11 protein-coding genes and 1 pseudogene are annotated in these 11,773 nt (G+C 62.2%); 5 read left to right on the forward strand and 7 right to left on the reverse strand.

The genetic code is table 11. The annotated features are described in order from the left end of the window. The first annotated feature begins 203 nt into the window (after positions 1 to 203). Positions 204 to 743 (forward strand): putative immunity protein, encoded by a 540-nt coding sequence (locus CJ028_RS05270; RefSeq protein ID WP_105034240.1) that lies wholly within the window; start codon positions 204 to 206, stop codon positions 741 to 743. A 312-nt stretch (positions 744 to 1,055) separates the two neighbouring features. Here CJ028_RS05270 and istB read toward each other — a convergent pair whose 3' ends face one another. From istB to CJ028_RS05305, 7 genes and pseudogenes are all read right to left on the reverse strand, one after another. Further along, positions 1,056 to 1,835 carry an IS21-like element helper ATPase IstB gene (gene istB / locus CJ028_RS05275; protein WP_105034241.1) on the reverse strand — a complete coding sequence of 260 codons (780 nt, stop codon included), beginning with the start codon at positions 1,833 to 1,835 and terminating at the stop codon, positions 1,056 to 1,058. Further along, entirely contained in the window at positions 1,832 to 3,367 is a 1,536-nt protein-coding gene (gene istA, locus CJ028_RS05280) for an IS21 family transposase (protein WP_105034242.1), read from the reverse strand. Before istA ends, istB begins: the two co-directional genes overlap by 4 nt. A gap of 298 nt (positions 3,368 to 3,665) precedes the next feature. Beyond that, positions 3,666 to 4,016: a GNAT family N-acetyltransferase gene (locus tag CJ028_RS05285; protein ID WP_240607110.1), complete on the reverse strand. Its 351-nt coding sequence runs from the start codon at positions 4,014 to 4,016 to the stop codon at positions 3,666 to 3,668. Positions 4,017 to 4,505: 489 nt separating this feature from the next. Beyond that, positions 4,506 to 4,802, reverse strand: coding sequence for a DEAD/DEAH box helicase family protein (locus CJ028_RS21335; protein ID WP_240607111.1), 297 nt, complete (start codon positions 4,800 to 4,802; stop codon positions 4,506 to 4,508). Positions 4,803 to 5,828: 1,026 nt separating this feature from the next. Beyond that, positions 5,829 to 6,488: a hypothetical protein gene (locus CJ028_RS05295; RefSeq protein ID WP_129590389.1), complete on the reverse strand. Its 660-nt coding sequence runs from the start codon at positions 6,486 to 6,488 to the stop codon at positions 5,829 to 5,831. Positions 6,489 to 6,818: 330 nt separating this feature from the next. Continuing rightward, entirely contained in the window at positions 6,819 to 8,360 is a 1,542-nt protein-coding gene (locus tag CJ028_RS05300) for a hypothetical protein (RefSeq protein WP_105034244.1), read from the reverse strand. Further along, positions 8,357 to 8,935: pseudogene (locus tag CJ028_RS05305) on the reverse strand (ABC transporter ATP-binding protein); the annotation flags it as partial. The gene CJ028_RS05300 and the pseudogene CJ028_RS05305, both read right to left, overlap by 4 nt. Positions 8,936 to 9,219: 284 nt before the next feature. Between CJ028_RS05305 and CJ028_RS05310 the strand changes: the two are divergent. The 4 genes from CJ028_RS05310 (at position 9,220) to CJ028_RS05325 (ending at position 11,576) form a co-directional block, all read left to right on the forward strand. Further along, positions 9,220 to 9,585 carry an SdpI family protein gene (locus tag CJ028_RS05310; RefSeq protein ID WP_105034246.1) on the forward strand — a complete coding sequence of 122 codons (366 nt, stop codon included), beginning with the start codon at positions 9,220 to 9,222 and terminating at the stop codon, positions 9,583 to 9,585. A 163-nt stretch (positions 9,586 to 9,748) separates the two neighbouring features. Then, a complete protein-coding gene (locus CJ028_RS05315; RefSeq protein WP_105034247.1) occupies positions 9,749 to 10,258 on the forward strand; it encodes a hypothetical protein in 510 nt (169 codons plus the stop codon). Between the two features lie 479 nt (positions 10,259 to 10,737). Continuing rightward, positions 10,738 to 11,040: a helix-turn-helix transcriptional regulator gene (locus CJ028_RS05320; protein WP_105034248.1), complete on the forward strand. Its 303-nt coding sequence runs from the start codon at positions 10,738 to 10,740 to the stop codon at positions 11,038 to 11,040. Next, positions 11,037 to 11,576 carry a hypothetical protein gene (locus CJ028_RS05325; protein ID WP_105034249.1) on the forward strand — a complete coding sequence of 180 codons (540 nt, stop codon included), beginning with the start codon at positions 11,037 to 11,039 and terminating at the stop codon, positions 11,574 to 11,576. Before CJ028_RS05320 ends, CJ028_RS05325 begins: the two co-directional genes overlap by 4 nt. Positions 11,577 to 11,773 lie beyond the last annotated feature (197 nt).

The following is an 11,773-nucleotide window of genomic DNA, read 5'->3' on the forward strand; positions in this document are numbered from 1 at the left end:
TTAGAGTTCGCACGCCGCTTTTTCCGTTCCCGAGTTTCTTACCTTTGACAGTTAGAAACCTAGGCGGAGAGCGGCGTGCGGCCGTTAAGGCGCTCCCAACGGACCCACGGTTACGTCATGAGAGCCACAAAAATCGAGTGTTGCAACGACCGGTTGAATTTGCCTTCCGCTTCTGGGCTTCGCAGAAATGAGAAAATTGGATCATGACTGTGGGAACCGGCGATTTCGAGTTGACCATGGACGAACTGCGAGTCGTGGCACGCTTTGTAGTGGAGGCAGCAGAGGAAGTGCTTCCGGTGTTTGAGGCCGCCTATCCAGATGACCCTCGGCCACGCGCGGCCGTCGACGCTGCGTGGGAGTTTGTCAACGGCGCAAAAAGGACCAACCTGCAGCGTGTCACAGCTTCAGACGCACACCGCGCCGCACAAGAAGCCGCCACCGGATCAGGACGGCTTGCCGCGCGCACCGCGGGCGACGCCGCAGCCGCCGCCTACCTGCACCCAATTGCGAAAGCCACTCAGGTGAGTCACATCCTGCGCGGTCCCGCAAGTGCGGCGCGTATCGCTGAGTTGGTTGCGGGTGACAATCCCGAGGTTGGCGACAACTTCGTTGAGCGAGCCAAGAACCACGCCACCCCAGGCCTGATTGATGTTCTTAGCCGTTATCCAACCGCACCAGCGGGAAAGAGTCGCGTCGATGACCTTATGAGCAAGTTGGACTCCAAGCTACGCGAATCCCGCTGAGGCTTGGCGGATTCAACCGGTCGTCTCAACGATGGGCTTTTCTGGTTCTGATAATAGTCGTTGCATGGCTTGAGAATGTGAGCAGGACCGAGCGCTCAGCCCGGCGCTACAAGAACAGATGGCACTCCGCTGCACCCACGTCGTTCGCCTGCCTTCCAGCCATTCACCATTTATCAGTCTGTCAAGGGCCATGAGGAACGGCCCACTGGCGGCCACGAGAAATGCCCGCTGGTGGCCAGGAAAACTGCCCAGTCATGGCCAACAGATCTGCCCACCAGGGTTCGGCGGCGTTGGCCATGTTCGGGTGCAGGGTTAGCTCATTGGGGTCACGCCCTTCCCGGCGAGGGCCTGCGTGAGGCGGATGGAGTCGCCCGAGGTTTGGCAGACGTGAGCGTGGTGCAGGAGGCGGTCAACGGTCGCCGTCGCGAGGGTTTTCGGCATGAGCTCGTCAAATCCGGCGGGGTGAAGATTTGAGCTGACCGCGATGGATCGTTTTTCATAGGCGGCGTCGACGAGGCGATAAAGTCCCTCGGCCGCGTCGGTCCCGACGGCGAGCAGCCCGATGTCGTCAATGACGATGAGGTCGGCGCGGAGGATGCGGGTGACGACGCGGGTGACGCTGTCGTCGGAGCGGTGGGCGCGCATCAGCGCGCCGAGGTCCTCGAGGCGAAACCACGCCACCCGCATCCCTGCTTCGACGACCTGCTGGCCGAGGGCCTCGAGGAAGAACGTTTTCCCCGTGCCCGACGGCCCGCAAACCACGACGTTCTCCTTCCGGCCGATCCATTCGAGGGTGCGCAGCGACTGCTGCGTCGGCAGCGGGATCGAGGAGGCGGCGGGGTCCCAGGTGTCGAAGGTTTTCCCCGTCGGGAATCCGGCCGCTTTCCGGCGGGTGGCGAGCATGGACCGGGACCGGCCGGCGACTTCCTCGATGAGGAGAGCCTTGACGACCTCGGCGGGTTCCCAACGTTGGGTGCGGGCGGTGATGAGCAGCTCCGGCGCCAACGCGCGGGCGTAGGGCATCTTCAGCTGCCGCATCAACGCTTCCAAATCCGCCGGCATCGGCGGCGCCGCCGCGGGGACGGGACTCATGCGCACTCCTCCTGCTCGGCCGTAGGCGCGGCGGGTGGCTGGCCGATCGCCGCCCACCCGCTGGTTCCTTGGGTCAGAGACAGGGTCTCGCTGGCGGTGTGGGTGCTGGTGCGTAGTCCGGTGGCGTTGAGGATGGACGCGAGGTCCTTGTGGGCGAACCGGCCGTGGATGGCCGCCGTGCCGAGCGCCTGGTCAACGTCGGCCTGCCCGGCGATCTTGGCCAACGCGACCGCTTCCGCCATTTTCTGCTTCATCCGCATCGTGCCAACGGCGGCCGCTTCAAGCAGCCAGGTGCGCGCTCCCGCCCCGATCGCCAAGAACTCGGCCTCGGCGGCGCTGCGCGCTTTCATCGCGTAATCGCCGGGGATCTTGGGTGCATGGTCGGGGAAATGCGTGTCGTCGATCATCGGGCTGCCCGGACGCGCCCGAGCATGCCGGGCCACTTCCACCGGCCCCTCGCTGCTCTGATGCATCACGACGATGCGTTCATCAGTGCCGACGCCGTGGCTGCGCACGAACACCGTCGCGCCGAGCAAGTGCGACGGCACCGAATACTGGCCGTTCTCAAACGTGACCATCGGGGTGTTGTCCGGGACGCTGCGCGAGAGACCGAACGAGACCGTGTGGGCGGTGTCGGGGATGCGGTGCAGTCGCGGCGTCTCCTCCAGCAGCATCGCGGCGGGCTTGCGGCGGGTGGCGCGGTGCTCGCGGTTGTTGACCTCGTCCATGAACTCCTGACAGGCCGTTTCAATCTGCGCGAACGAGTCGTACTCGGGCCGCAGGTTCGTGTCCTTCGGGACGAAGTCGGCCTTGGCCAGCTTCACGGACGACTCCGACCCGCCCTTCGTCGCCGGGTCCGCCGGCTGGCAGGTGAGCACCGTCACGCCGTAGTGGCGGGCGAAGTCCACCGTCTGCAGGTTCCGCACCGGAACGCCGGCGATGTGCGCCACGGTGACAGTTTTCTCATTGTCGGTCAGGACATAGGTTGGCGCACCACCAATGATGCGCAGTGTCCGGTCCAGCGCCGCGAACACCGTCGGCGCCGTCCGATCGCGCAGCACGATGACGATCCGAAACCGTGACCACGCCAGCCACGCCACGAACAACACCGTCTTGCGCCCATCGATCAGAGGTCCGTCACCGAAATCGTATTGCAACCACTGGCCCGGCTCGGTCACCCACGGCCGGTGCACCCGCGCGTTGCCGAGGCGAAAGTTGGCGCGGACCTGCGCGATGGCGCGCCGGGTGGAGCGCTCGGACCCGGTGTAGCCCAGGGCCAGCAACTTGGTGTGGGCCTTGTCACCGCGCAGCTTCCCGTGCGACAACTGGATCCACTCCTCCATCTTCGGCAGGAACGGGTCCGTGACGCGGCCCCGAAAGGCCGGTTCAGCCAGTGGCTGGCCCGCGTCTCGGGCGGCGACATGGCGGGCGACGGTGTGGTGCGAGCACCCCGTCAGCTCCGCAGCAGAGCGAAAAGATCGTGTCAGATCATACGCAGCGAGTATTTCCATGATTTCTACGTCTACCTTCATAAATGGGCCTCTTCCTGAACTGGCTTGATGCGTCTAGATACCGCAATCAAACCCCAGGGAGAGGCTCCCGCCGGTTAACCGGTCGGGCTCAGAAAAGGAAGTGGGCAGATCTCATGGCCACCAACGTGCAGTTTTACTGGCCGTCAGCGGGCAATTCCGTGGCCGCCTATGGGCAGCTTCTCATGTCCGCCGACACCCGGTCAACCGCTGCGGCTCGGGGCAGTGATCATGAAAACCTGCCCGGACCTCGCTGCCCTCGCGACCGACTAACGCTCGACTCCCAGAACGTCGCAACCCGTTACCGACCGGCGAAATCGGCGAACAAGACGCGCGGTGAAGCGGTGAACCCGGTGCGTTCGTAGAGGTGGATTGCCTCGGGGCTGGAGTGCACAGTGACGTGTTCCAGGCCCAGCTGTCGAGCTTTGTCCAGAACGGCTGCCATCATCGTGCCGCCGATGTCGGCGTTTCGTTCCTCGGGGACGACGTACACGCACTGCACGTCTCCGGAAGCACGATCGGTGGCGCGCGGGCTGGGCACCCGGGGCAGCACCGCCAGCCATGCCATGCCGACGACCACGCGGCCGCGCACCGCCACGACCCGGTGATGGGTCTGCTCATGCACGGACGCGAAAGCCACTACGGACGCCACGAAGTCCTCCCGACTCACAACCGGAACTCCGCCCCGCTCCACCACCTACCGCCAGCGCAACCCCGCGATTGCCTCCGTCTCGAGCGATTCGGCCTCACGCACCACAATCTCCGTCATCTCGCCAGTCTGCCCGATCACACAGCGAGTGGTTCACGATGTGGCTCGCAGCGATCGCTTCCGCACGACGATTTCGACGGCGACGACGGCATCCTCTTCTGTGCGCCGTCTCTTCAGCGGCCGGGCGTGTGTACGCGAGCGCGATTATGAAACTCCAATCGCATCGGCGAGGGCCGTTCCCACCTCGGAAGGCGTCAATGCGGTGGTATCGATCACGTCGGCTTCAGCGCCTAGCCATCCACGGAACGCCTTATCGTACGGGACGAGGTAGGCCAAACGGAATACGGACGGACCCATCACCGTGTCTCCCATGATGCGCTCACGAAGTGTCTTCGTGTCGGTGTGGAGCAGGAAGTGTCGAACTGGAATGTCCTAGGCGGCGAATCCGTCGCTGATCTCGCGCCAGTATGCCTCAACCAGGACCGTCATCGGCATTATCAGAGTGCCGCCCGTGTAATCGAGAATGTGGCGGGCCGTCTCGACCACAAGAGGGCGCCACGGAGGCCAGTGCTGAAAGTTGTCTGTCTCGGGCAGCCCAGGGTGGACGTCCATCAACATCTCACCGACTTTCTCGGCATCGAACACGCGCGATCCTAGGATGAGCTCCTGCACGAGCTTGGCGGTGGTCGTTTTTCCAACGCCGTGAGTGCCATTCAGCCATATGATCACACGCCCATGCTAACGAAATGCCCGACCGACGATCATGAAAGGCCTCTACGCCCAGCCGTCCCGCAGGGGGTTCGGCTTGCGGACGCCGACTTGAAATTTGATTTTGCCTTGTTCGTTGGTCAAGGCGTCGTGTACTCGATGGTTCGTTCTCGGTCCTTCCCATCTTCAGCGGCACGGAAGGGAGCTGGCGTTTGATAGAACGCCTGCTCAGTGCTTCCGCTCATGCAAGGCGTTAGCACTCTGGAAGATCTCTAGCGCGAATCAGGGAACGGCTGACGATAATTAGTTCTTTATATGTTTCGTGTCAGGATGGTTTTCAAGAAACCGCGAAAGGATCTTCCATGATTGCAGGCGGCCTAATGATTGTGCTCATCGCGGGAGGGGACTCGTTCTGGCCCTAGCTATCCTCGCGGCGTTCTATTTCCTTTCGTCACGACGAAGGTTCAATAGATCCGCGCGGGACTTGGCGGGTTCCAACCCGGAGGTCGCGAAGGCGATGACGAAGATGCAAGAAGACATTGAACGAGGTCAGCGGTCCTTTTGAACGATGTTAGCGGCGTCGGTCCGGTTGCTTCAGGCGGCCTTCTCATTACGACCGTTTTGGTCGCCAGGAGGCGCCGACGCGTCCTGCAAACGCCCCCGAGTTAGCGGTCGCGGTTTCGGCCGCGCCTACAAGAGCACGACACGAAATGAATTAGACACAATCAGCCTTGGTCCGGCGGCCGTCAGCGAAAGGCTCGAAGTTCGAGTGTCCCGTATGACGTTGGCGTATCGGGAACGGATGAAAGTCGCTGACCGACCGTTCGCGTGTCCCATTCCCGTCCCTCTCGGCGTGCTTCACCCGAGCCGCTAGCTTGCTCACCGGCAGTTACTTGTAAGCCACCGGTGCGTTCACGCTGATTCGACTCAGCCACACAGCACTAATTTTGGCCGTGTCCCAGCCCCAACGACCGACCGATGGCAATCCTGCCAGACCGGTTGGGAACCGGACAGCTTCACAACTGTGGGGCTTGGGACGGAACGAATTTAGATCTGTGTTTCGGGTACCAGAGAGACATTGGCGGTTGCCTTGCGATTGACACGGTCGGCGAGAACGATGGCGATTACACCGAGCAGTACTGTTCCGCCGATCCGGGCAAGGCCGTCCAGTCCCATCAAGAGCCATGTCACCAGATTCGGTCCGTATATGGTGGGCGAGCCTCCGCCCAGCACTTGCAGTAGTAGCCAGGTCACGGCCACCGCTGCCACGATCCCGGCTGGCACCCAGTTCCACGGAGCCGGCACGGCTCCAAGCCGGGCAATTTGCATGACTGCAACCACTGCGAGAGCGAATCGAACCAAGGAGTCCGCGTAGGCGAAAGCCAGGAATAGGGTCGGGGCGTTCGAGAAGTCATCGCCGATAACGCCATACAACACAGACCCGAGAAGCAGCCATACAGCCAACAAAACGAGAGCGATAGTGCCAACCGGGCGCCGCGCTGTGACGCTGCCCACGCCACGCACACCGAAGGCGAACACGAACAGGGCGGCAGAGAACAGAGCGGGGGCCACCATTCCGGCGTATGGGAAGAGTGTGGGCTGCGCGATTACCGTGATGACGACCGACGCCAGGAGTAGCCCCCCTCCGATCAACAACGCGAGGGAAGCCGGGGATACTGCGCGATCACGAAGCCGTGAGTTTGCCATGCGCCCGAGTTTACTCAACGCATGCGGGCCGTCTAACTGGATCGCACGAGGAGTCGGTTGCTTCGGCGTGCGTCGCCATCATTGGCGGCACAGACCGAAATGCCCTGATCACTCCGCGCAGGGGCCAACGCGGAGGCAATGATGCCCAACTGCGGAACTCAAACTCCTTGAAATTTGACCCTCTCCTCCGACGACGGTTCTCCCCCTGCGCCAAGAACACAGGCATCCGTAAAGGATTCCGGCTACGGGCACGGATGGCGCTCGAGCCCAGTCGTTTGGTTTCTGTTCGTCTGGGAAAATGGCGGGTGGGCGGCTGGTCTTGTCAGGTCGTCAAGCGCCGAGGGCTCGAATGCGTCGTCCGGCGAGGGCAGCCACGATTCCGATGCCCGCGGTGAGCCACACGGCTGCTTCTGGTCCGGCGGTTGAGAAAAGGACGCTCAACCCTCCCGCTGTGGCGAGCACGATGATGAGGGCGTCGGCTTGCCAGGCGATCACGTTCAGGATGGACACGTCGCCAACTGGCGTGACGATGGGAAGGAGCAGACCGATCGGCATCGGTCCTTTGGCACAGTCCAGAATCCGCACCAGAACGATGAAGACAGACACCAGCATCCACCACGGTAGAACGCCGATGGCTGCCCCGCCAGCGACGGCTGCAATGGTACCTATGGACCCGAGAAGGAGGCAGGCGAGGCCCGGGAGCAGTGCATGGGAGCCGATCATGGTCAGGGCGCTCCGGCCATACAACGACGACGGGCCCACGTTCTCGTTGGCGTTTCGCAGCCCGTCGCACCAAACGCCGGCGGCGAGGTAGGCGAGGAGTACCCCGGCCAAGGCCACGACCCAGTCAAGTCCGCCCTGGGCTGAATCGGTTTGGGCATTCAACCACCCGGCTACGACCAGAGCCAGAGAACCGAAAGTAATCCGCACTGGGAACCGCCGTGCGGTTCCGATGTCGCGCTGCAGAATCGCGATAGGCAGTGGCCCGGTGAAGGAGATGCGGTAGCGCCTCCCTCGTGCCGGTGGGGTACGGAGGGCGCCCGACGCTCCGGCAATGTCGCCGGTCTGCACCAGAGTGCCGATTGACTGCCAGCGGCGGGCTTGCGCCATGAGTTCAGGGCTGCGGAGGTTATTCAGCAGTGCAGGAGCGGCCAGAAACACCAATGGTGACAGGGCGAGGGTGAGGGCTGGCCACCACAGGACTGGCGCGGCCGGATCGAGGGATGCCCACAACAGGGCAAGCCATCCCCAGGGGCTCGCGAGCATGACGATGTCGGCGCCGGCTGCCGCTGCAACCGCACTGCCTAGGATGACGATGGCCAGTGGGATCGTGGTGGGGCGGGGACAGCTCTGCCCCATCAACCACAGCACGGCTAGCACGCCCGAGTACGCGATCGAGCCGAGCAAGATGAGCGCAGCGGGAATGGCCGCTGTCGGGCCGCCAAGGAACCGCGCCCCGACAACAATCCCGGATACCGTGACCGCAGCCAGGGCCAGCACAGTGACGCTGAACAAGATTGGACGACGCAGCGTATCGCTGCGGGCGAGGTGACTACCCGCGAGGAATTCAATGAGGAACGGACTCGGTACGGCCAGCCCCCGCGTTCGCCCGATCAGGAGCGCGCAGGCTGCCAGTACCGCAGCGATTGCACCCACACCCCGGTAGCTATCGGGGGCGACGATCGTGGAAAGAATTTCCGGACTCGCCAGGCCGAGGACTATTGAACGCACGACTGGCACCGCGACGATTGCGACGATGAGTACCGCGACGTAGACCGTGTAGACGGCGTCGCTCGCCGTTGGCAGGCCAGCTCTGGATGCCGTTACCAATCGAACGTGCGCCAGGATCTGGCGGTCAGTGGACGTGCTCACGACTCTGCGAGTGACACTGACCGGTCCGCGATAGCCTCCACCATGTCTGCACTGTGGCTCGCGATCACGACCGTGGCGCCACGATCGATCTCGGCGCGGATCACGGATGACACCAGCGCGCGTCGTGTCGCATCCAGGCGCTGTTCCGGTTCGTCGAGGATCAACACATCGAAGGGGCGCACGAGAGCCGTGGCCAAGGACAACAGTTGCGTCTGTCCCGATGAGAGCTCGTTCACGAACCGGTTCCGAAGGTGACTGATCGCAAGAGCCACCATGGTAGCGTCAGCCGCATCAGTGGCAGCGGATCCGAGCCGTCCCCACGTTGTCGCGATGAAACGCAAATGCTCGTGAGCGGTCAACTCCCGGGCAAAAGCTGGCAAGCCGATACGGGCGGAGATGGTTCGCCGCACGGCACGGCGGCGTTCATCGACCGACTCACCGTCAATGAAGGCCTGACCTCCAGTCGGGCGAAGCTGGCCGCTGAGGATACGAAGAAGGGTCGTCTTGCCTGAACCATTCCGCCCCTGCACAGCCAAGGCTTCACCGCTACTCACGGTGAAGGACACGGGCGCCAAAAGCACTTCTGAATCGATCGAAGCGGAGACATCGCGGGCTTCGAGAGAGGACACAAACCCCATCCTCTCGCACTTCCAATCTCAATAACCCACCCGCCTGAGGCTGGGCGGGCAAGAATCGTCGCCCTATCCCACAAGGGGTTGAATCCGCCGTTCCTAAGTGACACAGCATCTTCCCGCAACGCCGGTGGGTGGATTGGTTGCAGACCTGTCGCGCTAGAGGTCCGGCTTGCGGGCGCACCTTTCTTTTGGCGAGTGAAAGACGCAGATCATAGAGTGAAGCTATGGGCGAAGAGGCGATTGTCAGAGTGGTGTTATTCGTGGTCATGGTTGGCAGTGGCGTCCTTCTGCTGTGGATGGCGCAGGCTGCAGCCAGCGGACGTCTTGGACGCAATCAGCTCGCTGGTATACGCCTTCCCGTGACGATGGCAAGCGACAGTGCGTGGCTTGCCGCACATGTGGCAGCAAAACGGCCAATACAATGGGCGGGCTGGTGCTCAATTGACTCTGCCGCGCCTTCCGTTCTCCCCGTCCCGGTGGCGATTATGCTCGCATCCATCCTCATCGGTGCCGCTGGCATGATCACCTTCACGCTCTACGGCGCCTCGGTAGGAAGCCGCGCCGCACGCGCTCTGTCCGACGGCGATTAGCACGGGCACAACCCCTCCAGCCGGAGAGGGATCATTAGGGGTTCGGATTGCGGGAAATGCCCGCCAGCAGGCTCGGGGTCAGGTGAAGGATAGGCGCTCTTCTCCTGCTCCCGTTGATATCTGCCAGCTGCATCCGTCCGGCCGACGAAAGAAAGGTCCTCGCATGACAACGGCAACAACGCAGGTCTACCGCACCTCAAATGTATTCCTCGCCCCTGCCGTGATCATCATCTTTTCCGTGATGATCGTTGCTCTTTCAGCCACGCTCATCCTGCAGCGCGCAATTGGCGCTATTTCATCAAGCGAGTGGGGCTTCGCCCTATTCGTGTTCGTATTCGTCGCGGTCATGCTCGGAGCAGCCACCATCAGCCACCACCGCATCGAAATCTGCAACCAGACTGCCAAGCTCGTGTGGTTCCCCGCCTACCGAAAGACGATTCCCGCCAGCGATATCATCTCGGTCACCACCAAGCGAGTCAGCCCCTGGCGTAACGGACTTGGAATTCGACTCATCGGTAACGCAACCCTGGCGCTCATGAATCGCGGAGGTGACGGCGTTCTCATCACCACGACTGACAACCGCGGCTACCTCATCGTGATCAGCAACCCGCAAGAACTCGCAGAGACCCTCCGCCGCGTGGACGGAATGATCGATAGACCCGAGCCGAACTAATTGCGCGGACACGAATCGCGACCGACTCATAAGGCGAGCCAATCCGGGCGCTTGGCAATTCGCACTCAATTCGCGTCGCTCAGGGTTCCCGAGTGACACAACGCCGACATGCTTGGCTGCGGGGCCATTCACTCGAGACCTATAGTTTTCGAGGTCCCCGATACGGACGCAGCCGCGTCTTCACCGTTCTTGGACGTGACTTTCGGCGCTGTGTGGCGGCTGGCTGTGATCAATATTTTGGCGTCATTGATTTTGTCCCGTGTCAGCTCAAAACTGGCAGTCCCCCTGCCCGCACGCTGAGAGCACCTTGAATCAACGTCGACCTCGGGTGTGACCAGGGCTTGCTTGGTTCGGTGATGACGAAATGCGGCGCTGTCATGCAATTCCCCCGTTGGGATCGAGCCCTGAATTTGCTCCGTTGCAATAGAGATGGTGTGCCAGAATTTGCTTCTTCGTTGTGAATACGCAACGATATCATCGTGACAGGCAAGAATTCGAGTGATGGAGCAAGTAAACGGCTGCACAACCGACTGGCGATCTTGCGCGCCGAGCGCGGCATTACGCGACGTCAACTGGCCGAGGCTGTGGGCGTGAACTATCAAACCATCGGCTTTCTTGAACGCGGCGATTACAGACCATCCGTCGAGCTCGCCCTCCAGATCGCGACGCACTTCTCTCTCCCGGTAGAGGCAATCTTCTCGCTTCACCCGTTTCCGCCGATGTCCGCGCAGCTCTACCGTTCGCACCGCACCGTCGACCTAATGACAGGAATTGACTCATGAGCGACTCTCACTCAAGCATCAATCGACGTGCCGCTGATTTGCGTGTCGAGATGGAAGACCGCCTCGAGGATTCGCGCCAGCGACCGATCCCTGCGTGGGTCCGGAGGCCGACCGCTCGGGTCGCGCTTACCTTCACGCCCGCGATCATCTTCAGCTTAGGCGTGGCGGCAGCGTTCACCGCACAAGACCCTCTGGGTCTCCTGTTTCTGGGCCTCGCCCTTTTCAGTGGAGCCACGGGAACGATTTTTCTGCGACGTGCCACCAATATGCTCGATAATGCGCCTCAGACGGTACTCGATGAGCGTGAATTAGCTCAGCGCAACCGAGCGTTCGGCCAGGCCTTCAAGTTGGCGCTGGCGATTATCGGGATTCTTTGGGTGCTGGCGGTCATCGACCAGTTCCTCACCGGACCAACCCACCTTCTTGGAGGTTATTCATGGATCTTCATGACCCTCACCGCGTTGGTCACGATGAGCATGGTGCCCGCCGCAGTACTTCTCTGGAGCTTGAGCCTGGCCTCTGATCACGACGAGTGATTTGCCGGTCGTTCCTCGGATCGGAGAAATGCAGACAATTACCGCCCCGTGCCGCCCGCAACGATGGAGGGTACTTCTCTGCGCGGCGACATGCCAGCCCTCTGCTCGACCGATCAGCGGCGCGCGTCGTGACGCTTGCGCTGACTTGGCAAGAGTCCGATCAGTACCGGCACCAGGATTCCGAGTGCGCACACAAT

Origin of the sequence: Cryobacterium aureum (assembly GCF_002954245.1) — a bacterium.
Lineage (GTDB): Bacteria > Actinomycetota > Actinomycetes > Actinomycetales > Microbacteriaceae > Cryobacterium > Cryobacterium aureum.

Bases quoted from the DNA above. Each gene is read 5' to 3' on its own strand.
- CJ028_RS05270 (WP_105034240.1), top strand. From the start codon at position 204: ATGACTGTGGGAACCGGCGATTTCGAGTTGACCATGGACGAACTGCGA.
- istB (WP_105034241.1), bottom strand. From the start codon at position 1,835: ATGAGTCCCGTCCCCGCGGCGGCGCCGCCGATGCCGGCGGATTTGGAA.
- istA (WP_105034242.1), bottom strand. From the start codon at position 3,367: ATGAAGGTAGACGTAGAAATCATGGAAATACTCGCTGCGTATGATCTG.
- CJ028_RS05295 (WP_129590389.1), bottom strand. From the start codon at position 6,488: ATGGCAAACTCACGGCTTCGTGATCGCGCAGTATCCCCGGCTTCCCTC.
- CJ028_RS05310 (WP_105034246.1), top strand. From the start codon at position 9,220: ATGGGCGAAGAGGCGATTGTCAGAGTGGTGTTATTCGTGGTCATGGTT.
- CJ028_RS05315 (WP_105034247.1), top strand. From the start codon at position 9,749: ATGACAACGGCAACAACGCAGGTCTACCGCACCTCAAATGTATTCCTC.
- CJ028_RS05325 (WP_105034249.1), top strand. From the start codon at position 11,037: ATGAGCGACTCTCACTCAAGCATCAATCGACGTGCCGCTGATTTGCGT.